The organism is Microbispora triticiradicis (assembly GCF_005864065.1).
Classification (GTDB): Bacteria; Actinomycetota; Actinomycetes; order Streptosporangiales; family Streptosporangiaceae; genus Microbispora; species Microbispora triticiradicis.
Genome location: NZ_VANP01000001.1, coordinates 589,623 through 610,937, shown reverse-complemented (window position 1 = coordinate 610,937; position 21,315 = coordinate 589,623). Strand labels below are relative to the sequence as shown.

General features: G+C 66.0%; 23 protein-coding genes and 2 tRNA genes. 10 read left to right on the top strand and 15 right to left on the bottom strand.

Annotation, left to right across the window (positions count from 1 at the left end):
* Positions 1–107 precede the first annotated feature (107 nt).
* From FED44_RS02930 to FED44_RS02920, 3 genes are all read left to right on the top strand, one after another.
* The gene (locus FED44_RS02930) at positions 108–2,609 is read left to right on the top strand and encodes a nucleotide-binding protein (protein WP_244301674.1); all 2,502 of its coding nucleotides are present in this window, start codon (positions 108–110) and stop codon (positions 2,607–2,609) included.
* A 93-nt stretch (positions 2,610–2,702) separates the two neighbouring features.
* Positions 2,703–2,791: transfer RNA gene (locus tag FED44_RS02925), tRNA-Ser, on the top strand.
* A gap of 441 nt (positions 2,792–3,232) precedes the next feature.
* Complete coding sequence (locus tag FED44_RS02920; RefSeq protein WP_167521371.1) at positions 3,233–4,768, top strand: pentapeptide repeat-containing protein; 1,536 nt, start codon at positions 3,233–3,235, stop codon at positions 4,766–4,768.
* A gap of 152 nt (positions 4,769–4,920) precedes the next feature.
* Here FED44_RS02920 and FED44_RS02915 read toward each other — a convergent pair whose 3' ends face one another.
* From FED44_RS02915 to FED44_RS02885, 8 genes are all read right to left on the bottom strand, one after another.
* A complete protein-coding gene (locus tag FED44_RS02915; RefSeq protein WP_138459638.1) occupies positions 4,921–6,288 on the bottom strand; it encodes a tyrosine-type recombinase/integrase in 1,368 nt (455 codons plus the stop codon).
* Positions 6,285–6,476, bottom strand: a complete 192-nt coding sequence (locus tag FED44_RS02910) for a helix-turn-helix transcriptional regulator (RefSeq protein ID WP_138459637.1) — start codon at positions 6,474–6,476, stop codon at positions 6,285–6,287. Before FED44_RS02910 ends, FED44_RS02915 begins: the two co-directional genes overlap by 4 nt.
* A complete protein-coding gene (locus FED44_RS02905; RefSeq protein WP_138459636.1) occupies positions 6,473–7,864 on the bottom strand; it encodes a replication initiator in 1,392 nt (463 codons plus the stop codon). Before FED44_RS02905 ends, FED44_RS02910 begins: the two co-directional genes overlap by 4 nt.
* Positions 7,865–7,961: 97 nt before the next feature.
* Positions 7,962–8,102, bottom strand: a complete 141-nt coding sequence (locus FED44_RS35585; RefSeq protein ID WP_167521370.1) for a hypothetical protein — start codon at positions 8,100–8,102, stop codon at positions 7,962–7,964.
* Between the two features lie 21 nt (positions 8,103–8,123).
* Positions 8,124–8,486, bottom strand: coding sequence for a hypothetical protein (locus FED44_RS02900; protein WP_138459635.1), 363 nt, complete (start codon positions 8,484–8,486; stop codon positions 8,124–8,126).
* A 17-nt stretch (positions 8,487–8,503) separates the two neighbouring features.
* Complete coding sequence (locus tag FED44_RS02895) at positions 8,504–9,163, bottom strand: DUF2637 domain-containing protein (RefSeq protein ID WP_138459634.1); 660 nt, start codon at positions 9,161–9,163, stop codon at positions 8,504–8,506.
* 18 nt (positions 9,164–9,181) lie between these two features.
* A complete protein-coding gene (locus FED44_RS02890; RefSeq protein ID WP_138459633.1) occupies positions 9,182–10,534 on the bottom strand; it encodes an FtsK/SpoIIIE domain-containing protein in 1,353 nt (450 codons plus the stop codon).
* On the bottom strand, positions 10,527–10,868 hold the full coding sequence (locus FED44_RS02885) for an SCO3933 family regulatory protein (protein WP_138459632.1): 342 nt from the start codon (positions 10,866–10,868) through the stop codon (positions 10,527–10,529). Before FED44_RS02885 ends, FED44_RS02890 begins: the two co-directional genes overlap by 8 nt.
* 134 nt (positions 10,869–11,002) lie before the next feature.
* Between FED44_RS02885 and FED44_RS02880 the strand changes: the two genes are divergently transcribed.
* On the top strand, positions 11,003–11,359 hold the full coding sequence (locus FED44_RS02880) for a GntR family transcriptional regulator (protein WP_138459631.1): 357 nt from the start codon (positions 11,003–11,005) through the stop codon (positions 11,357–11,359).
* A gap of 177 nt (positions 11,360–11,536) precedes the next feature.
* Here the strand turns inward: FED44_RS02880 and FED44_RS02870 are convergent, their stop codons facing one another.
* A complete protein-coding gene (locus tag FED44_RS02870; RefSeq protein WP_138459629.1) occupies positions 11,537–11,755 on the bottom strand; it encodes a hypothetical protein in 219 nt (72 codons plus the stop codon).
* 150 nt (positions 11,756–11,905) lie between these two features.
* Between FED44_RS02870 and FED44_RS02865 the strand changes: the two genes are divergently transcribed.
* From FED44_RS02865 to FED44_RS02855, 3 genes are read left to right on the top strand one after another with little or no spacing between them, the layout of a single operon-like run.
* Positions 11,906–12,646, top strand: a complete 741-nt coding sequence (locus tag FED44_RS02865) for an XRE family transcriptional regulator (protein WP_138459628.1) — start codon at positions 11,906–11,908, stop codon at positions 12,644–12,646.
* A 2-nt stretch (positions 12,647–12,648) separates the two neighbouring features.
* Entirely contained in the window at positions 12,649–13,125 is a 477-nt protein-coding gene (locus FED44_RS02860) for an NUDIX hydrolase (protein WP_138459627.1), read from the top strand.
* A gap of 3 nt (positions 13,126–13,128) precedes the next feature.
* Complete coding sequence (locus FED44_RS02855) at positions 13,129–13,623, top strand: hypothetical protein (RefSeq protein WP_138459626.1); 495 nt, start codon at positions 13,129–13,131, stop codon at positions 13,621–13,623.
* Between the two features lie 9 nt (positions 13,624–13,632).
* Here FED44_RS02855 and FED44_RS02850 read toward each other — a convergent pair whose 3' ends face one another.
* The 3 genes from FED44_RS02850 to FED44_RS02840 all read right to left on the bottom strand — a co-directional run bounded on the left by FED44_RS02850 (position 13,633) and on the right by FED44_RS02840 (position 15,071).
* A complete protein-coding gene (locus tag FED44_RS02850) occupies positions 13,633–14,190 on the bottom strand; it encodes an HD domain-containing protein (RefSeq protein WP_138459625.1) in 558 nt (185 codons plus the stop codon).
* A 64-nt stretch (positions 14,191–14,254) separates the two neighbouring features.
* On the bottom strand, positions 14,255–14,734 hold the full coding sequence (locus tag FED44_RS02845) for a GntR family transcriptional regulator (RefSeq protein ID WP_138459624.1): 480 nt from the start codon (positions 14,732–14,734) through the stop codon (positions 14,255–14,257).
* Entirely contained in the window at positions 14,718–15,071 is a 354-nt protein-coding gene (locus tag FED44_RS02840) for a hypothetical protein (protein WP_138459623.1), read from the bottom strand. The genes FED44_RS02845 and FED44_RS02840 overlap by 17 nt, the downstream gene beginning before the upstream one ends.
* Positions 15,072–15,238: 167 nt before the next feature.
* Here FED44_RS02840 and FED44_RS02835 point away from each other — a divergent pair, with 167 nt between their 5' ends.
* The gene (locus FED44_RS02835; protein ID WP_138459622.1) at positions 15,239–15,964 is read left to right on the top strand and encodes a phospholipase D-like domain-containing protein; all 726 of its coding nucleotides are present in this window, start codon (positions 15,239–15,241) and stop codon (positions 15,962–15,964) included.
* 417 nt (positions 15,965–16,381) lie between these two features.
* Here the strand turns inward: FED44_RS02835 and FED44_RS02830 are convergent, their stop codons facing one another.
* The 3 genes from FED44_RS02830 to FED44_RS02820 form a co-directional block, all read right to left on the bottom strand.
* Positions 16,382–17,341, bottom strand: coding sequence for a hypothetical protein (locus tag FED44_RS02830; protein ID WP_138459621.1), 960 nt, complete (start codon positions 17,339–17,341; stop codon positions 16,382–16,384).
* Between the two features lie 5 nt (positions 17,342–17,346).
* Complete coding sequence (locus FED44_RS02825; RefSeq protein WP_138459620.1) at positions 17,347–18,942, bottom strand: HsdM family class I SAM-dependent methyltransferase; 1,596 nt, start codon at positions 18,940–18,942, stop codon at positions 17,347–17,349.
* Positions 18,943–19,333: 391 nt separating this feature from the next.
* A tRNA-Ile gene (locus FED44_RS02820) sits at positions 19,334–19,407 on the bottom strand.
* A gap of 216 nt (positions 19,408–19,623) precedes the next feature.
* Here FED44_RS02820 and sepH point away from each other — a divergent pair.
* Together sepH and FED44_RS37045 are read left to right on the top strand one after the other, a co-directional pair.
* Positions 19,624–20,577: a septation protein SepH gene (gene sepH, locus FED44_RS38370; protein ID WP_138459619.1), complete on the top strand. Its 954-nt coding sequence runs from the start codon at positions 19,624–19,626 to the stop codon at positions 20,575–20,577.
* Positions 20,578–20,899: 322 nt separating this feature from the next.
* Complete coding sequence (locus FED44_RS37045) at positions 20,900–21,247, top strand: HAD hydrolase-like protein (RefSeq protein ID WP_244301673.1); 348 nt, start codon at positions 20,900–20,902, stop codon at positions 21,245–21,247.
* Positions 21,248–21,315 lie beyond the last annotated feature (68 nt).

Sequence of the window (21,315 nt, the reverse complement as noted above, 5' to 3'; positions counted from 1 at the left end):
AAGTAGCGTGACGGAGAACTAGGGCGGTTGCCCGCATTCACCGGATTACGTGGCGCTAATCTTCAATGTGATTGCTACCCCATAAGCCCATCCCGAGGGGGTACTCGGTGGCGAGACATGATCGTGAGGATCCCCATTCTCTGGAGGACCAGCTCGCGTGGCTGGACGCGATCAAGGAGATGCCCGACGAGGTCGAGATAGCGGTGAGCGCGGTCACGTCCGCGACCCTCGCCTCTCCACCACCCTCGCCCGCCGCCGAGCCCGAGCCCGCCTCGCCGTACCCCGCCGACCCCTGGAGCCTCGTCCCGGCCGAGCCCGCGTCCGGCGGGCTGTTCCGCGCCACGACCGAGTCCGCGTACGGCGCACCGGTCCAGGAGGACGCCGAGGCCCGGGAGGCGTCGTCCACCGGCCCGATCCGCGAGTCCGGTTTCGGCGGTTCCGCCGCGTACGGCTCGGGTGATCAGGGCGGCGACAATGCCGCAACCTCGGCGTACGACTACGGATACGGCACCGATTCGGGATATGGAACCGACTCGGGATACGGGAACGACACCGGATATGGCGAAACGGCCTTCGTCACGCCGCCGGAACGCTCCGATGAACCCTCAGCCGTGACTGAGGAGCGGGAAGAGGGCCCGTCGGTGGAGTCCTCCACCGGGCCCGTGCGGTTCTCCTCGTTCAGAAGTACGGAGACGGAGAGCGGGGAATCGTACAGTTCCTTCGGGACGCCGACCGCGTCCTTCGGCACGCCGCTGGGGACGTCGACCGGGCCCGTCAGCGCTCCGCAGCTCGGCGATGCGGTGGACGCGCCGGCGCCGGAGTCTCCGGCCGCGAGCCGGGACGAGGAGGAGGACGGCGACGACCACTCCAACCCGTCTGGAGGGGCCTTCGGGCGTGGCGCGTTCTCGTCGCCCGTGGACACCGACTCCTACAACATCGGGGCATTCTCGGACACCGAGACGCGCAAGCGTCACACGCCGGACTCGCCGTCCGCGTCGAAGGAGCCGCTGCGGGGCTGGCTGGAGCCGGCGGTGCCGGTCGAGGCCGTCAGGCAGGAGGACGCCACCGATGCCGAGCCGGAGGAGCCTCCGGCCCCTTCGGAGGCCTCGTCGTCGTTCGCACCCCCGCGGTCCGAGCGTACGGACGATCGCTTCACCGGCTCCCTGCGGTCCGAGCACACCGACGATCGCTTCACCGGCTCGCTACGGTCCGAGCGTACGGATGACCGCTTCACCGGCTCTCTGCGGTCGGAGCGTACGGATGACCGCTTCACCGGCTCGCTACGGGACGACCTGGCGGCCGAGGAGCGCAAGCCGTACGAGCCGGGCCCGGCGGCGGCCCTCGCGCCCGAGCAGGCCGTGGCGCCGGAGCCCGTCGTGGCTCCCGAACCGGCTCCGGAACGCCCCGCCGCCTCCGCCTACCCCACCGCCCCCGCTCGTTCCGCCGTCCCGCCTCGCTCCACCGCCGAGGCCGCTCCGGTCATCCCGGATGCTCCGGCTGTCCCGGAGCGGGACGCCTTCGCGGAGCGGGAGGCGTACCAGTCGCCGCGGCGGCCCGCTCCGCCCGTCTCCGCGTTCAACTCACCGGCGCGCGCCACAGGTCCCAAGACGGCGGGGTCCAAGACGGCGGGGTCCAAGCCGAACGCCGACAGTCTCGACCCGGTCGTCCTCCTGCGCGGCCGCAGGAACGCTCCCGCGACGGGCTGGCGGCGGTTGGTCTATAAGGCCTCCGCCGGGCTGATCAAGCCGGGAGAGGCCCCGGAGGTGCGGCGCCGCCGCGAACTCGTCCAGCGCGCCCGTACGCCGGTCGCGACGGGGCATCACCGGGTCGCGGTGCTCAGCCTCAAGGGCGGGGTGGGCAAGACCACGACGACCGTCGGCCTGGGCGCCACGCTCGCGCAGGTGCGCGGTGACCGCGTCATCGCCGTCGACGCCAACCCGGACCGTGGAACGCTTTCCGACAAGGTGGAGCTGGAGACGTCGGCGACCGTACGCGACCTGCTGAACGAACGCGCCCAGATCAATCGATATGTGGACATCCGGGCCTTCACCTCGCAGACGCCCTCGCGGCTGGAGATCCTGGCGTCCGACCGCGACCCGTCGGTGTCGGAGGCCTTCAGCGCCAAGGACTACCACTCGGTGGCGCAGGTGCTGGAGAACTTCTACTCCATCTGCATCACCGACTGCGGCACGGGGCTCCTCCACTCGGCCATGTCGGGCGTGCTGGGCATGGCCGACCAGATCGTGCTGGTCAGCTCGCCCTCGGTGGACGGCGCCCGCGCGGCCTCGGCCACGCTGGACTGGCTGGAGGCGCATCACTACGGCGACCTCGTCCGGTCCGCCACCGTGGTGCTCTGCAGCGTACGGCCGCGGTCGAAGTCGACGGTCGATCTCGACAAGCTGGAGGCCCACTTCGCCGCCCGCTGCCGTACGGTCGTCCGCGTGCCGTACGACCCGCACCTGGAGGAGGGAGCGGAGATCGACCTCGACCGGCTCCAGCAGGCCACCCGGGACGCCTACCTCCGCCTGGCCGCCTCCGTCGGCGACGGCTTCGCCGGCCCGCAGGCACTGGCGGAGCGCAAGTTCTCCGAGATCCCGGATCACCTGTAGCACCATCGACTGATCTTTTTCACCGGTCGCGGTCACGTCCGGGGCGGTGAGAGACTAGTCTGCGGCGTGGCGCCTCGAACGAGGCGCCGCCAGGGAGAGCTCGCCTAGTGGACGATGGCGGCGGTCTTGAAAACCGCTAGGCCGGGTGACCGGTCTCGTGGGTTCGAATCCCACGCTCTCCGCTCTGCCTCTTAAAACGGCGTCTGACCAGCGAATTCGCTCGGTTCAGACGCCGTTGATCGTTCCGGCCATGCGCAGCCGTACGCCACCCTGAGCAGCCCTCGGCCGCTGTCCACGTTATATTCACGGGATGATCTTGAGAGGGTCTGCCCAGGTCGCGCCCTAGTTGATCTGTGGCACGTAGAGGTCACCTCGCCGGGGACGCAACTTGCTCGTTGGGATGTTTCCATGCCGTCAGGCATGGTGGGGAACGATCCGCCAACAACCTTCCCGATCTCCTTCCGTCCCGGAACCGGCCCGGCATCGTAGGAAACATGCCGCGCCTCCCCCGCCAACTTCCGCGCCTGACGCGTCTACTCCCCCTGCCTCGCCGCACACCCCACCCCAAGGGCCTCGCTGAGCCCCGTGGGCTAATGGACTTCCGACGCGCTCTGGCTCTCACCTTGGTCGCCGCCACCCTCCTCGCCGGTGCCTTGCTGGCTGCCGCGCTGGCCTGGATCGGGCTGCCGTCCAAGGTCACGCTCGACACCACCAACCTGCTGGAGATCGTCAAGATCTCGCTGGCCGTGGTCGGCGGCATCGGCGGCGCCGTCGCCTTGGTCGTCGCTTACCGCAAACAATGGTTGGCAGAGGAAGAGAATCACCGTGCCCGGGAGCAAAACCAGCGCGCGAGAGAAGCGGCCCGGCGCGAGGACACGAAGCTGTATGCCGAACGCTTTGACAAGGCCACCGACAAACTCGGCTCCAACGCCTCTCCAGTCCGCCTGGCCGGCGTGCACGCCCTGGCTGCCCTCGCCGACGACTGGCAGGGCGGTCGCCAGATGTGCATCGACGTGCTGTGCGCCTACCTGCGCATGCCGCCCGAACCCGAACCTGTGGCCGATCAGGACCCCGCCGCGCATGCCGCCTGGCGAGCAATGCGGGAGGTACGCGCCACCATTCTCCGTCTGATCGCCGCCCACCTCCGCCGCGATGCCGCTGTCCCCTGGCACGGTCACGACTTCGACTTCACCGGAGTCGTCTTCGACGATGTCACCGACTTGTCCGGCGTGGTGTTCTCCGGAGGCCAGGTCTCGTTCGACCGCGCGAAGTTCTCTGGCGGTATGGTCTGCTTCGACGCCGCGAAGTTCTCGGGAGGCCAGGTCTCGTTCGACCGCGCGAAGTTCTCTGGCGGTATGGTCTGCTTCGACGCCGCGAAGTTCTCGGGAGGCCAGGTCTCGTTCGACCGCGCGAAGTTCTCTGACGGCACGATCTCCTTCGAGAAGGCGTGGTTCACTGGCAGTCAGGTCTCGTTCGGCTACGCGGAGTTCTCCGGCAGCATGGCCTCGTTCCAGCGCGCGAAACTCTCTGACGGCACTGTCTCGTTCCACAGCGCGAAACTCTCCGACGGCACTGTCTCGTTCCACGGCGCACGGTTCTCCGGAGGCACGCTCTCGTTCAAGGGCGCGAAGCTCTCCGGCGCCACCGTCGCCTTCGACCTCGCGAAGTTTTTCGGCGGCACCGTCTCCTTCGAGAATGCGAGATTCGCCGGCGGTGCGGTCTGGTTGCTATACGTACGGTTCTCTGGCGGCACCGTCTCGTTTCTCAGTGCGTGGTTCTCCGGCGGCACCGTTTCCTTCTCGGATGCCGAATTCTCCGGCGGTAGGGTCTGGTTTTTTGATGTGCGGTTCTGTGGCGCCAGCGTCTCCTTCGACCTCGCGGAGTTTTCCGGCGGCACCGTCTCTTTCGAGGATGCGAGTTTCTCCGGCGGCGCGGTTTCTTTCGACGATGCCGGGTTCTCCGGTGCCCAGGTCGACTTCAGCGAAGTTGCGCTCTGGTCTCAGCCGCCTACAGGATTGCCAGCTCAAGCACCAGGGCTACAGTTGCCACTCCAGCCCGCGCCACAAGCCGACTCGCAGCCTGCCGACGAGGATTCCGATCAGAACGAGACAAGCGAACCGGACGAAGAACCCGATAGTGATGCCATAGACCTTCCTTGATAGCAGGGCACGGTCCGTGGATCGTGAAAAGGGGATTGATTGCGCTTTCTATGCCGCCGCTGCGGGGATTGCGAAGGCAAGTGCGGGAGTATGCGGGAAAGAAAAACAAAATGGCCTTGGCATGAGCGAGGCCCTTCGATTCGCTATGATCGCTAGTTTAGAGCTTCCTCGATTCGGCGGTTGGCTACCTCAACCCCGCCATCGATGCACTTGGCGTAGACCCTGAGCAGCACATCCACGCCATGCCCGGCGCGTTCCGCGACCTCGGGAGCGGCTACCCCCGCGTTCAACCAAAGCGAGACCGCAGCGTGTCGTAGGTCGTATGGCCGGGCCGCCAGCGGGGAGGCGACCTGTTCCGGCGTGAAGGCAAGGGTTCGCGCCTTCTGCCACGTCGCGCAGTACGTTCCGATGGAGATCACACCGCCCCTCGATGTACGGAACAGGCGCCCGTCATCGTGGATCCCGAACTCTTCGATGTGCTCGCGGAGGATGGTCACCAGCTCAGGTGGAATAGGGACCGGACGACCCTCATCTTGTGCGCGGTGCTTCAGGCCGCGGTCGTCGTGTGCCTCACCACTGTCGGTCCATCGCTTGTTCGCCTGAGGCTTGGACTTCGCCAGGACCAGGCGCCCCCACCCCGACTTCGGCAAGTGACAGTCCTGCATGCGGAGGCCGAGCGCTTCAGCGGGTCGGAGGCCGGCGAAGTAGAGGCAGGCGAAGAAGGCTCGAAGGTGCCGACCACGGTCGAGGCGGCCCGCGTAGGTCACTGCGGTGAGTAGCTCCCGAGCCTGGGTCGGGTTGACTACTACCCGCCGATCGACAACCTCACGGACTTTCGGCGGCTTCCACGCCTTCACCTTGTCTATCGGGTTCGAGGGCAGCTCTTCCAGGTCCACGGCGTATTGGAGCACGTTGTAGAAGACTGAGCGCTTCCGGGCGATCGTGGTAGCCGCAGCCGCCCCGCCGTCGAGTCGAAGTGTCAGGGCATCGAGGCCGAGCCGCACGTTTCGAACCTTCGCCAAGTCGGCCACGGCGAGCGAGTGACGTTCGAGCCACGCGACAGCCACCGTGATGCCCGCAGGACGCTCCAGTTGCCGAGATGCTGGGGGAAGAACGTACTGGCGCAGCGCTTCCCTCAGGACCATCAGATCCGGCTTGCCAGGGGCTTCCTCGTCGACGAGGGCGGGCGTCACCGTCGCGAGAGCGTCAGTCAGGCTGTCTCGGGTTTTCGCCGCAGCGTGCGGCCACTTCATATCGATGTAGGCAAGGACGAAGGCGAACCAGGTGACGGCCTGCTTGACCTTCACCAGGGAGACGGGAAGCCCTGTTTCCAGGTCGAAGGTCTCACCGCGCTTAGATGCTTGGCGGAGGTCAGACAGGAAGCTCTCGGCCAGGGCCTTGGTCCGAAAGGCCTTGGACTTCTCCTTGGGGCCTACCTTCCAACGAACGATGTAGGAGGGCGCTTTGCTGGTCCGGTTCGGCCGGATGTCCCAGAGCTTCACGTCATAGGAGGTGTTCACGCCGCCTCCCGGAGGGATTCCAGCCAGGCTGCGAGATCGCTCCACCAGACGCGGAGCTCCCCATTGGGGAGCTTCACACACTTGGGCGCGTGGCCGAGCTCACGCCAGCGGTAGAAGGTCCGGCGGGAAACGCCGCCCAGCTCAGCAAGTACTTCAGGCACGGTCAGGAGTCGGTCGTTGCGCTTCATCGGGCGTCATTCCCGACTAGTGACTGCGATGGCAGCATCGGTGAACCCGTGAGCGCGGCGACGAGGGCGTCACCGGGGGAGTAGCCCTTTCCGGCGTACTCCCATTCGCTGATGACGAGGACGATGTCCTCGTCCAGGAGGGGCAGGCGGCCGGTGGTGATGTCCTCGTTGCGAGCGTGATTCTGCCGGTCGGTGCGGATGCCGCCGAGCGTGGTGGAGTAGCGGCGGGATCGGGTGGAGAAGTGGCCGCGGAAGCCGAGCATGTGCGCCCAGTGGATCAGTCGGAGTTCGGCCAGTTCCCCGATGGCGCCGAGGCGGAGGCATTCGGCGATGAGCCGTCGGGCGTGGTCTCGGACGGGCAGGGCGGCCAGGTCCTCGCTGGGGACGATGCGCCGGTCGAGGGTGCCGACGCATTCGGCGGCCTTAGTCGCGTACTTGGCGACATACCCGGCTACGGCCTGGTCGGTCAGCTCACCGTCAAGGGTGATCGGGCGGGCGTCGAGTTGCGTGCCCCAACGGAGTACCCGTTCCGGTTGGTAATCGTACGCGGGCACTTTGGCCGTGACCACGGAGGCGGCGTGCTGGACGGCTTGGGTGAGCAGGTCGAGCGTGGCCCAGGCTGGGGGCGGTGAGATGGGTCCGGCCGGTCCGTCGAGGCGGATCACGGCGTGCAGGTGGACGACGCCGCGCCGCTGGTATTCAGCGACCTTGGCGAAGGAGACGACGAGCTGGTCACGCATGTCGCGGAGGGTTAGGCCGCCGAGCTTGGCCAGGTGCCGGCGCAGGGCGTCGGCGAAGCGCTTCCACAGCAGCGGCGCGACCGCGTTGAACAGCACTGAGCCGGTGTAGTCGTAGCAGTCGGGGCATAGCGGCTCGCCGAGGCAGTCAGCCTCGGGCCCATGCAGAACCGTGCAGGACAGGACGCGCCCGTGTGGGCAGGTTTCGGCGTCGCGTCGGGGGTGGCAGGGCAGGACGCTCCCGTTGTGCTGCCTGCGGGTGTGGACCGGGCCGAAGGACGGCGCGGTGAGGGTGACGAACAGGCACGGGTGCGCGGTCACCGATGCGGGGACGCCTTTGCCGCCGATGAGGCCGGCGCGGATGAGGTGGTAGGTGTCGGCGCGGTAGGTCTCGGCGCAGGCGGGGCAGCGGGAGGCGCGGCGGGTCTTGCACGGTACGCGCAGGATGCCGTCGGGTTCGAGGCGGGTGCTGTAGCGGTGCAGCAGGGTCCCGGTGGCCCTGTCCCAATGTTCGACCTTGCCGCGCAAGTGGATCGGCTGTCGGCAGCCGCCCGTGTGGCGGATCTGGGAGGCGAAGCGGGAGCAGTTGGGGTCGTTGAGCCGGGCGATGGCACCGCGGATGGCGTGCGCATTGGCGGGGGTAACGGGCAAGATGGAGACCTCCTTTCGCTCGATGGGTGAAGGGATGGCCCCCGACCTGGCGGTTGTCTTGGCGGATGTACGGCCAGGCCGGGGGCGCTGACGGGGTTCAGCAGAAGCCGAGCCCGTCACAGTGGCCGCAGGTCTCGCCGTAGGAGTCCAGGCCGCCTCCGCCGCAGTGGCAGCACTGCCACCGACGCGGCGTGATCGGCACCGGAGTCGCGGGCGGGGCCTGCTCGGTGTCGGGCATGGGCGTCACCTCCTTTCGTGGTCAGGCGGCGTGCGCCGCGTTCTGGTCGGGGATGGGGTCGGGCTGGATGCAGCCCTCGTAGCTGCGTTCGGCCTCGTACTGGGCGCGCCGGGCCGCGAGGATGGCCACGGCCCGGTACTCGACGGGGCCGAAGCGGACCGAAGCGGCGTAGTGGCCGGACTCGCGCTCGCGCGGGTCGATCGATATGCCGAGCAGTTCGGCAATGTGGTCGACGTCGGCGCATATCTCGGCATCGGTGGCGCGGGGCGGGAAGTGCAGGACGTTGACCGAGTACGGGATGGGGACGGCCGGGTTGGCGTCCAGGAAGTCGGCCAGGGCGCGGAGTCCGGTGGTGAGGGCGGAACGGTGGTCGTCGTTGGTCATGTGGTGATCTCCTTTCGTCAGACGGGTTCGGATGCGGTGCGCAGGGTGCGCAGCAGGTCGGAGGCGAGCTGGTTGGACACGCCCAGACGTGCGCGCAGCAGGTCGCGGGTGATCGGCTTGCCGTGCTTGGCCTCGTGCTCGTCGGCGACGCGGCGGGCGTAGTCGACCAGTGCCGGGGACGGTCCCGGCTCGCCGTCCTGCCCGTCCTGCGTGGCCGGGACGAGCGCGGGGGAGGGGGACGGTGAGGACGGGACGGCATCGACGGTCAGGACGGGCGCGGACGGCGCGGGACGAAGGGCGGCGGCGCGGCGTTCGAGCATCGAGACGGCGATGAGGAACGCACCGGCAGGGGTGGCGGCCGTCAGCCAGCCCCACACGGTCGGTTCGGCCTGGTGCAGGTTGGCAGCCAGGGACAACACGATCCCGCCGGCCAGGACGAGCGTTGGCCAGGACACGAGGCCGGTCCGTTGGCGGCCGGTCTTCTTGTCCCGCTGGCGTTCGCGGGCGGCCATGACGCAGGTGAGGTCGACGCAGACGGCCACGGCCCACGACATCCAGCCGGTCTGTCCGTGGTCGGTGGCGGTGTCGCGGATGTGGGTGAACGATCCGGCACCCGCGATGGCGGCCAGGACGAGAACCGGCCCGGTGTCGAGCAGCCATGAGGCGAGGCGTCGCATCGTTACCCCCTTTCTCGGTCAGGCGAACAGCAGGTCAGACAGCTCGGCCTTGTCAAGGCTGGTGGCGCGGCCGGGCTGGGCGATCTCGGCCCACGCGGGTGTGAGCTGGGACCAGTGCCGGGCGGTGTGTTCTGCGGTCTGCTCGGAGACGTGGAAGGAGCGGGCGCGGTACCACTGGCCGTCCTGGGAGGCGACGATCGCGACGCCGGGGGTCTCGGCGGGGATGGCGCGGGCGGAGACCAGGGCGGCGGGGTCGAGGTCGCCGAGGGTCATGGTCGCCGTCTCGGGATCGTTGACTCGGTGGCAGATCCGCCCGGAGCACTGGGCGCGGAGGGCGGTGACGCCGGGGCCGAGGTCGGAGCCGATCCGCTGGCCGGACAGGAACAGGTAGATGCCGAATGCCCGCCCGAGCTGAGCGATGCGCAGCAGTACGGTGGAGATGTGGGCGATCTCGTCTTTCTCGGACTTGTCGGCCATCAGGTACAGCTCGGCCAGCTCATCCACGAGCACCACCACTGGGAGCGGACGGACTCCGGGCGGCAGCTGCCAGATGTTGCGGGCGCCGGCCGTACGGCACATCCCCATCCGGTCGACCATCACGGCCGTCAGGTCATCGAGCAAGGTGACGCTCTCGGCTCGCGTGGTGGCCAGGGCCGACAGGCGGGGTGCGTACGGGGTGAACTCGACGCCGCCTTTGAGGTCGATGCCGACCAGGGCGACCGGTTGCGGGGCGAGCCCGACCAGCAGGGCGTTGGCGAGGTTGGACTTGCCCGATTGAGTGGCTCCGGCGTTGATCCAGTGCGGGACAATCCGGAAGTCGATCGTCCACAGCCCACCGGTCTCCAGCCGCCCGACGTTGACGGTGAGGAGCTCGCCCGCGGCCGGGAGGTGGTCGAGCCGGACGAGTGGGTCCCGCACGGTGGAGGCCAGGACTACGCGACCGGGCCCAGGGGAGGAGACCCGTACGGCGTGGACCCCCCAGGAGTGCGCGAGCCGTTCGGCGGCCTGGGCGTAGTCGGCGGGGATCTGCCCTTCCAGGGTGTGGACGGTGACGCGCCAGCCGTGCCGGGTCGGGCGGGGTAGCCACATGAACGGTTTGGTGTCGACCGCGACCCGCTGGAAGCGCCGCCGTACCCTCACGATTCCGGTTGAGGCGATGGCGCCGGGGACGGTGGTGAACCACCAGCGTTGCCGCTTCTTGGTCAGGCCGCAGCCGAGGGCGACCTTGCGCCAGGTCGCCCAGATCGTGACGGCCATGAGCGGGAAACCGACGAGCAGCCAGTACGACCGGTAGTGCAGGTGCCGCCAGGCCCACAGGCCGGCCGCCGAAGCGGCCAGGCCCGCGAGCAGGATCAGCAGGGCGTCACGCATGGGCGGTCACCCCTGCCGGGACGATCGAGCTGGCCCGGTAGCTGATGCCCCAGCGGGCCTCGCCGCCCCGGGACATCTCCCAGACGTAGCCGACCAGGCCGACCGGGTTGACGTCCTGCCCGGCGGCCACCTGGGGCTCGCCGGAGGTGCCGACTTTGACGAGTTCGATCCGGCCGAACTCGTCCTCCACCGACAGGACGATCTCGTAGACGGTGTTGCCGTTCTTGTCGGTCTTGATCTCACCGGTGTCCTGGTTGAGGACGCGCGGGCGGGGTGCGCGGACGCAGACGAACTGCAGTTTGGTCACGTCGACCGGGATCGGAATGGTGCGCATGTGTGAACCTCCTTAGCTCGATGCCAACATAGTTAACTAGGTTGGCCTGGTTGTCAATGTTCTCTCGGTTGGCTTGGTCGTCTTCCTGTGCTGAGATGTCATGTGGGCACGTAGGCCCTCAGGGCAGGAGAGGGATGGTCAAGAAGACGGGACGGCCCGGTTACCTCCAGATCGCCGACGATCTGCGCGAGCAGATCCGCGGCGGATCTCTGCCGCCCGGCTCCCCGTTGCCGTCGACCACCCAGCTCGCCGCGCAGTACGACGCCTCACTCAGCGTCGTGAAGCTCGCGGTCGGGATCTTGCGGACCGAGGGCCTGGTCATCGGCCAGCAGGGCAAGGGCGTGTTCGTCCGGGAAGACGTCCCGGACACCGACCCAGGGCCGGCGGGCGACTTGGCGAGCGAGGTCATCGCGCTACGCACCGCCGTACAGGACCTGGCGGGACGCCTGGCACGAGTCGAAGCGACCTTGTCTCAGCGATCCGAGAGTTAGGACCGCCGTCCCGGACCGTTAAGCCGGTGACATGGCGGGCCAGCCGCGCGGACGCATCCCCGGAGGTGACCCCGCCGCGCATAGCCTTGTCCTCCCGCCGGATCCCAACCAGGACCGCCACGAAGCCGACGGCTACGACCGCGCTGAGCGCCAGGGCGATGATCAGAGGCAGCGCGCTCACGACCAGATCACCCCCAGGGCGGCGGCGCCGAGCGGACCACGCGGGGGACGGCGGGTGATGGCGCGACGCCGAGCGGCCCTACGCCGGGCCTTCTCGCGCCGCTCCCAGCGCTGACGGGCCAGGCACTTGCTGCAGTGGATCTGTCCGGGCTCCAGGAGCGCGCCGCAGACGCAGCCGGGGCTCTCCTCCGGTGGGGTAATCGTGCTCTCTGTCATGGTCTGTTCTCCTTCCGTCGCAGGTAGTGGTGCGTTGTGACACCGAGAGTGCGACGGAAGGGCAGGACGAGATCACTACACGACGGGACATGTTCAAGACGTCCCGTCTACGATTGCCACGTCCTTGGACGTCCCGACGCGGCAGGTGAAATGGCCAACGAGCGACTACGCGCGGCCCTTCTGGAACGCGGGGTGAGCATCGCCGAGCTGGCGACCGCGATCCAGGTGGACCCCAAGACCGTCGAACGCTGGATCACCAAAGGCCGCGCACCGTACCGAAAGCACCGGTACGCCGTCGCCACCCACCTGGGGATGGACGAGAGTTACCTGTGGCCCGAGGCCCTGACGCGGGAACAGGTGGCATCGGCGTCCGAGAGCGAAATCGTCACTGTCTACCCGCACCGCTGGGCCGTCCCTCGGGACGCCTGGGGACGTCTGTTCGCCCAGGCCCAAAACGAGATCGGTATCCTCGTCTACAGCGGGCTGTTCCTCGCTGACGACGCCGGCATCGTGCGCATGCTCGCCGAGAAGGCCGCAGCCGGAGTGAGGGTGCGGATTCTGCTCGGCGACCCCGACAGCCCCCAGGTCGCCCAGCGCGGCGCGGACGAAGGGGTCGACGACGGCATGGCCGCCAGGATTCGCAACGCCCTCGTGCTCTACCGACCCATCCGCGGCCTTGCCGGCGTGGAGATCCGGCTTCACTCCACGGTGCTGTACAACTCCATCTACCGCGGCGACGATCAACTGCTCGTCAACACCCACGTGTACGGCGTGCCCGCCGGCAACGCCCCCGTCCTGCACCTGCGCAAGGTGTTAGGCGGGGACATGGTCACCACCTACACGGAGAGTTTCGAGCGGGTGTGGGAGCAGGCCACGCCGGTAGGGTCGTGATCGTGGCCCGCCGGATTGACTATTACGACGACTCTGACGCACCCAAACCGAACAGCCTGGTCCCGTCCGTCAACGTCGTCGTCACCAACGACGCCGGAGACATCCTCATGATCCGCCGTAGCGACAACGGCAACTGGGCCGTCCCCGGTGGTGCCATCGACCTCGGCGAATCCCTCCCCCACGCCGCTGTACGCGAGACCCTCGAAGAGACCGGCATCGTTTGTGAGATCACCGGCCTCGTCGGCACCTACACCGACCCTCGCCACGTGATTCTCTACACCTCCAACGGTGAGGCCCGTCAGGAGTTCTCCATCGTCCTCACCGCCCGGGCCGTCAGCGGCGAGCCTACGCCGAGCAGCGAGTCAAGCGAGGTCCGATGGGTGCCCTGTGCCGAGGTCGAGACGCTGCCGATGGACCGCTCGATGGCCCTGCGCATCGGCCACTACCTCGCCGGCACCGCCCTGCCACACATCGGATAAGCCATGACCTTGCTCGTGCACCTCACCCCTGCCAAAAACATCCGCTCGATCCGGAGGGTGGGCATCCGCGCCGTCAGCGTGGGGTGGAGCGATGCCACAGGCGTCTATTGCTTGCCGGTGTTGCCCTCCTACCAGATCACCTATCAGTGGGGCCGTGAGCTGCGGCGTAGTGGTCACCGCACTCTTGTTGCCGTCCACTTCCGCATCCCTGACGACGAGCCGGTGTTGGTGGGCCACTACAACGCCCCGCCGGTCGAACTCGGCAGTGCCGCAGCCGCGGCCCTGATCGCCGAGCAACAGGACGCCCGCGGATACGAACTCCTGGTCCCGCGCCCGATCCAGGCCAGCGAGATTCACAGCATCAGGGGCGTGAATCAGGTCACCGGGTGGCGCTATATGCCCAACGCACACGGCATGCCGCCCTGCGGATGCCCGATCTGCAACCCTCGCGGAGCGTACGGCGCAGCCAAGATCCGAAAGGCATACATGGCTGAGTGAGCCTGTTGGTCAGCGGGCCGACAGTTCGCGCAGTTTCGTCTCAACTGCGTCAACAGCCGCCAGGATGCAAGGCGTAGACGTCGTAATTGATCGGCTCACCAGGTGGTCCGGGCCATAGCGGGAGTGGATCTCAGCCAGGCGCTCGTGTGCGTCAAGGTGCCGGCCGTCCGGGCCTGTGGTCATGTCGCAGTAGGTCAGCGCTTCCACCAGCTCCGGCCGTTCCTGGGCGAACTCGGCGTTAAGGATGTTAAGCAGGCCGCGTTCGGTGGCTTCGTTGACCGCGCAGGAGTGATGGGCGACCAGGCGGCACAGTCGCTCGTCGGCGCCCGCCACATCGCGCAGGTAGCGGGCGCCATCGAGGGGGTGAAACCCGGTGTCGATGAGCTTCGGAGAGTAGCCGATGTCGTGCAGGTAAGCGGCCGCGGTCAGGATGTCCGCCTCGTCGCCGAGGATCGGGGCCAACGATTCGGCTCGCGCTGCCACACCCTGAGTGTGTGCCCAGCGCCGAGGGAGCGGCTCGGCAAGGAGTCGTTCGGCCAGATCACGCGCGCACTCGGCTTGTCCCATGAGACAGACGATAAGCACTTCGCGGCCCCGACCTAGAGCTCCAACCCGGACGTCCCGAGACGTCTCACTCCTGATGCTGCACGAATCGGCCCTTGCCCTGTTGAGACACAATCAGCCCTTCCCGCTCCAGCTCCGCGAACGCCTGCCGCACCGTGTTGCGCGACGCCTCATACAGCCACCGGAGTTCGGCTTCGCTGGGCAGCAGGTCGCCAGGGCTGAGGTCGCCCCGCTCGATCCGCCGCCGTAGCTCCCGGGCGATGACCTGGTAACGGTAGGAGGCGTCGACAGGCTGATCAGCGCCTTGTACGAGCCGCGCCTTCGACGGGACTGTCACGATCAACCCCTCAGCCTCTAAGGCCCGCAACGCGCGACGCACTGTGTTGCGGGCAACACGGAATTCCGCGGTCAGGGCGATTTCCGAGGGCAGCGCTCGCCCTGCTGGATAGACACCCGCGCGAATCCGCTCGCGCAGCCGCTCGGCCAGCTTGCCCGAGACGCGCTGCCCGGTCAGCCACGCCTTGCGCCGCTCAGGAGCGGTGCGCATCGACGATCTTTGCCAGGTCGATGCCGAGTTCGCCCTGTTCGCCCTCGGGCCAGCCCTCGCGCGCCGCCTTCTCGATCCGGTCGGCCGCTGGCCCCAGCTTCAGGCATGACACCCGTTCGTCGTGTTGGTCGCCCCAGTAGAACCACAGGAACGCCAGGTGGACGTAGACCCGGCGGGGCCGAAGCCGGTTGTCGGTCACGTCCAGCGCGGGGCGATTCTTCTCATCCACTATCAGGACTGCTGTGATCCCCCGCTGCTCCAGCTCGTCCCGCAGCTCCGTCAAGAGCTGTTCTTGATACTCGCGCTGTCGCTGGCGAATCGGCCGCATCGGTTCCATGCCCGGATCGCGCTCCTTTCGGCGTTGACGGTGGGCGGTCAGTCACGCCCATGCCGAACGAGCTTCCGCCGAGGCAGGGGAACCTCTACACCGCGACTAAGGGACGTCTAGGGACGTCTCGTGTTAACGTCGCAGGCAGAGCCGCCGCCCCCAGGAGGTGCACCCCCGTGAGCGACACCCTGCGTCACGCCCTTGCCCGGGCAAGACTCGAGACCGTCGACGTCGCCGCCGCCCTCGAAGTGGACCCCAAGACCGTCGACCGCTGGCTCAAAGGCCGCATCCCCTACCCACGCCACCGCTGGGCACTCGCCGACATGCTGCAACTCGACGAGGGCGACCTCTGGCCTGACGTCGCCCACCCACGGCGAACCATCTCCCACGAAGTGAAGGCCGTCTATCCCCATCGCTGGGCCGTACCGCAGAACATCTGGCGGCGGCTCTTCCAGGGCGCAAGTCGCGAGATCGACATCCTGACCTACAGCAGCCTCTTCCTCGCCGAGGACACCGGCATGATCCGCCTGCTCGCCAGCCAAGCCCGCGCAGGCGTGAAGATCCGCATCCTTCTCGGCGACCCCGACAGTCCCGAGGTGGCCGCCCGAGGAGCCGAAGAAGGCATCGGAGCCGACGTCATGGCTGCCCGAGTACGCAACGCCCTCATGCTGTACCGGCCGCTGCGGAAGGTCGATGGGGTGGAGATCCGCCTCCACCGCACGACGCTCTACAACTCCATCTACCGGGCCGACAGCGAGCTGCTCGTGAACGTCCACGCCTACGGCACACCGGCAGCCCAAGCCCCGGTTCTGTACCTCACTGCCACCAAGGACGAAGACAGCACAGCCGTCTACCTCACCAGCCTCGAACGCGTCTGGGCCACAGCCGAACCACTTCGCTAACGACCGTCCTGCCGCGGGAAGCAACTTTTCTTCTCGCTATCAAGGGCGAGCCGCCTACGGCGGCCCGCCTCGCGCGCCGGTCGGCCAGCCGGCCGGGCTGCGGCTCTTCGGCCGGTCCCGGCCGGCGCCGCCCGCGCGCTGCCGGCCACCAAGACGAACGCCAGACAATAGAAGACCCACCGCGGCCAGGACGAAAACCAGGGCGACGCGATCCAGCTCGCGGAGGCGATCCGGAGGGAAGAGCCGCAATGGGCTCCGCCCCTTGCACCCCCGGCCCTCCTCGAAGATGAGCCGGGACGGGGGTAAGTTGCCGAACCCTCCGGTCTATGGGAGAGGTAGGGATACCGTCCCGCCAGCCACCGGCCCAGGCAAGCTGGCGACCAGGGCCAAGGGGACGGGATAGCGGAGGAGTGGAAGCTAAGCCTCAGAATCTTCTTCTGCGGCTTCCTCGACAGCTTCGACGCTCGACAGGAATACGTGGTGTCGATCGTCCTCGGCTAGGTACTTAAGAAAAGCATCCCTAATCTTCTGTGATTCGATGTAGTAGGTTCTGAACGCTTGAGATGCCGTTTCTGCGTCACCAGACGTAGGGGCAATTGGAATCTCTATTTCACGGTAGCGAGGCCCGACATCTTCCCGGTTCGTCTGCATGAAAATCACGCGGCCCCACTGACGGCGGACGGCCTTCAGCATCATGGCCCAAAGAAGATAGAAGTTGTCAAACGGGGCGTCCTCAGTGGCGCGAAGGACAAGCATCTCCTTCGTAAGAACCACCCGTTCTTGGCCGGGCATCAACACGGCGAATTCGCCGATGTTCTTTGAAGTTCGGATGGGGGTGATAAGATCCCAAGCTCGCAAGCCGGATTCCTGATCCCCCCAAAAGCGTTCCGCAACGACACTGGATACGCGGTTGCTCGGATTGATGTTGACCTGGCCAGCCCGAATATCGCTGACCTTGATATAGGGAACCTCACCAGTGCGGAGGTCAGCTGATGGGCTGCCATGGCCCGCGCTAGCCCTTACCCAGCCCTTATCAATTAGCTCACCCAGCGACGCGCTCGACCAGCCCTCAAAATCCTCGCCTTTGAGTAGGGCTTCAAACTCTCGTTGTGGCCGTTCGTCGAAGTAGACAGGCACGGCCAGGAAGGGTTCCTGGGGACCGCGGCTAATCCACCTAGCAGTGTCCTCGGTGCTGGGCGTGAGTCCCGAGAGAAGCCGGTCAATGTCGTCAGCCATGCGGTCGTCGATAACGTTCGTCCGCTGTCCCGTCTCAGAGTCAACAACGTACAGCTCCTCGCCGTCCTTGTTGATACCGCAGGTGGGGGCGTAGGAGACGAAGACCTGGTCATCGCGGAACCAAGCTGGCTTGTGTACCACCCCGCTTACCTCTTTTCTAGGACGTAGAAATTTGTTTTTGCCCGACAGAATCCCTGGAACGCCTCCATAGGGATATTTACAACGCCTCGCAGGATGAATCTTTCCTCTAACCAAGCCGTAAACCAACGGTACGAGGACGAGAAGAAGTAAGTCTCCGGTAGGATGATTCCTAGGCGTCCACCCGCCATAAGTAGCTGATGGGCCCGCTCTACGAACACCAACCCAATCTCTATGTCCTTGTGTTCGCGGCTCCCTGCCTTAGTTACCGTGTAGCCGTTGCGCTTGCCGTCATTCTTAGCGACTTTGAGGTTCTTGCCGAACGGTGGGTTCGTGATGACAACCGAGAAGGTGCCGTCCTGTACCGACGCGGGAAGGTGCGGGTAGTCTCGCTGCCAGCGATCTTTGAGAAGAGAATCACCAACATGTATGTGGGCTGAACCGTCGCCGAGGATAACCATCATAGCTCGTGTCAACTTGACGTTGATCGAGTCCTTGTCGACGCCAAATACATTGCGGTGAGCCCATGTCCTAGCGGCGCCGGGATTGGCACCGATTCCCATCTCGCTAATCTGTTTGAAGGCCTCGACCAAGAAACCGCCGGTTCCGCAGGCAGGGTCAATTATCTTGTCCCCTGGCCGAATATCCATCAGTCGCACAGCGCTCATGATTACCCTTTGAGGGGTGAAGTATTGCCCCTCGCCTGCCTTCAAGTTTGCTCTACGGAACACTTGAAAGGCCGAGGAAACTGCTTCGGTGCCGACCTCTAGAAGGTTTAAATTACTGAGCTCGTACACGGCCGCTTGGATTGTATGGTCATCCAGGTACAGGCCAGGCTCGTTGTCATTTGCGAAGACGTCCCCATACGTAGCGCGAAGCTGGTCGAATTGGCTTCGGATTCTTCGTGCGGTCGCCTCTTCCGATGCCGCCAGCTGGAATGCGAGGGGTTCGCGGGGTTCGAAGGACCCCTGCGTATCCGAGTCAAGCTTGAGCAGTAGGAGATTGCACAGCTGGTTTAGCTGTCCGTCTGATCGAGTCGATTTGCTGTCGCGAGCAACGACGGCATCGAGCAGTCTCTTAAATACCGCCTTGAGTTTCCCGGCTTCGGGGATCACCAGGTCGCCGAAGGTCAGCGGTTTCTCGCTGGGCCGCTCGAAATTGTCGCCGGGTTGAGGAATCCCGCCGTTCCTATGATGCTGAAAGGTGCCGTCTGCTCGCTTATGGACAGTAAGGGATTCGGTGCCGTTACTCCAATAACCAGCCCGGGCTCTTGGCTCCCTCGCCAGGTAAATCTCTAGCTGGGAGGCACCTTCTGTCAGGGTTGGCGCCTTGAACTCGCAGATGACCAGTAGGTGCTCCCACTGCCCCGTCGTGCTGACATCATCGAAGATCGCCAGGTCGACGGGCCAGCCCGCAAACGATCGGCCAGCCTCTCGCTTGGCGGCATCATGCGGTGACTGCGGCACTCTCCACTCGGGTTGCCACTGAAGCTGTGACCGGTCCCACCCCGCCGCAACCAGCGCGTCTATTGTGGGGACTCGGACCCGTAGGTGCTCGGGTCCCGCTAGCGCCCCTCTGGGCTGTCTCGCTTCTGCTGCTACCACGAGCGGTGAGCCTACCGACTGCGGGCGTCAGACGACAGGAGCATCGATCTTTGGAGAGCAAGAATGGCCGACACGCCGGCCAGACGTCGAGGAGAGCAGCCCAGCGTGCCATTAGCGTCCCATTGGGCTAGGGCAGCAGGGGCTAACCGAGGCCACGAGAGACCACCGAGACCAGCCCGCCCGCACGATTGCCAGCAGAACATCGACAATTCTCCAAGCTGCAGCGCGAGCTCGGTTTCCGTCACCAATGCCTTCCGGAGGCGCTCCGGCTCCGGATGATCACCAAGGGCCTGCTACACACACCTTCGAACAGACGTTCCAATGAGGTTAATTGAGCGTGGCTGGGTGTGGGGACATCGTGCAACCTGCACGGGAGTTCTCGCTTTTCTCGTAGGGCGGGCGGGACTTGAACCCGCGACCGACGGATTATGAGTCCGATGCTCTGACCGGCTGAGCTACCGCCCCGCAGTGTAAGGAGTTTTGCACAGATGCCGGGCCGAGCCTAATAGATCTTGCAAGCTCGTGGGAGCGTGTCCGTCTGAAGTGATCGATCGTGACTGTGCCGATACCCTGAGTGCAAGTCGGACGACCCTTTGGGTCGGCACTCGGTAGGAGGTGGCCGCGGCTGGAAGGTGGGAGGTTCGGGGTATAAGCAGGGGTCACGGCGACGAAGGGACTCCGATGCAAGAACTGCGAGTGGTTGCTGTCAGTAGAAGTCGGGATTGCCTCGTCTTGGCCGTTATTGGGCAGGAAGGGCGCTATGTGCTTCCAGTAAGTGATCGTCTGCGTGCCGCCTTAGATGGTAGCCCTGCTTGCCGTACTCGCCACGAGATTCAGGTGGACAAATCTCTGAGTCCTAAGGAGATACAGGCTCGCATGCGTGCAGGACATTCCGCAGAGGAGATTGCGGCTCTCGCCGGCATCCCTGTGGAACGAGTCCGGCGATACGAAGGGCCGGTGCTGCACGAGCGCGATTATATGGTTGTACAGGCCCAGCGCTCGGCGGTCCTCCTCCACCCAAAGGGAGAGAGCAGGCAGACGCTTGCTGATCTCGTGAACGAGTGTCTCCTCAGATATGGCCTAACAGCTGGAGCCGTTGAGTGGGACGCCGCCAAGCGTGATGATGGGCTGTGGCTCGTCAAGATCCGCTTTCTCTGGATGGGTAACGTCCAGGTTGTCGAATGGCTCTACGATCCGCGCCGTCAGCAGACGGTGCCGGCTGAAGAGGGGGCACTCAAGTTCTGTTCAGGACCCGCAGGTGCCCCACCTACGGGGACGCACGACCTATCGATTGCGTCCGCGCCAGCCGACGACTTCCCGTCAGTGGAGCCCGAGGCCGGGCAAGTGGTGGAGGGGGCGTCCGGGCCTACGGACGAGCCTGACCGTTGGGTCGGACCGGCGCCAGGCTCTACCAATGACGCGGTCCGCGCAGGTTCCTTGCATCTCGAAGATCTCCCTGATTCGCGGTCGGAGGTGGAGACGCCTAGTGTTGAACGGCTAGTCGGGCGTGCGGATGCGACCTCCAAACCGGAGAACGTCGCTCCTGCGAAGGGTGCCCTAGCAAAGAAGCGAAGGCAACGTGCGTCTGTCCCTAGCTGGGATGAGATCATGTTTGGCCCGGCTCGGGATCGCTAGTTTTTCTGCGAGCTACGACATGCAGCCAAACCGATTGGCATGTAGGTGCTCTGGAACGAGCGCTGGCAGGTGTCCTTTGACCACGGAGCCAGGCTTGCTTGGATGAGCCAGTGGCCAACTTACCTCGAGATCTTCCACAACCGCCAACGACGTCACAGCGCCCTGGGGATGCGCACCCCGATCGAATACGAGATGCTCTACGCAAACACCCAGCTGGCATGACGGCCAACCAAGCCGACTCCACGGAACCCGAGGCACATCAATCGAGGGCATTCGAAAGCCGGACCGCAGGCTCTTCAACATCGCTGCCGAACGGTGCGGCATGACTCTCGACGCCGGAGGCTGGGTGATCGGAGATAACCTCATCGCAGACATCGCCGGCGGACGCGCAGCCGGACTCCGCACGATCTGGATCGACCGTGGGGCATGGCCGGACCAGGAACACGACGCGGACCCATGTTGTTACCGACGTGCTCCAGGCGATGGAGATCTTGCGCAGTGTGCCCTGATGGAGGGGCTCCGTCACAGGTCACGGCAACTGCTGTACAGCAGCGCCGTACAGCAGCGCCGTACAGCAACAGCCCCATACGTGATCACACTCCACCGGCCCGCACCTACCGCCCCAGCAGGACTGCAAGGCCTCAACCAGGAGCCTGCCCTTCCCTCGTAACGGGGTGGTCAGTTGTCGGCGCTTTCTGATGAAACGGACGTGGCGGTTTCCGGCTGGAGTTCGTGAGC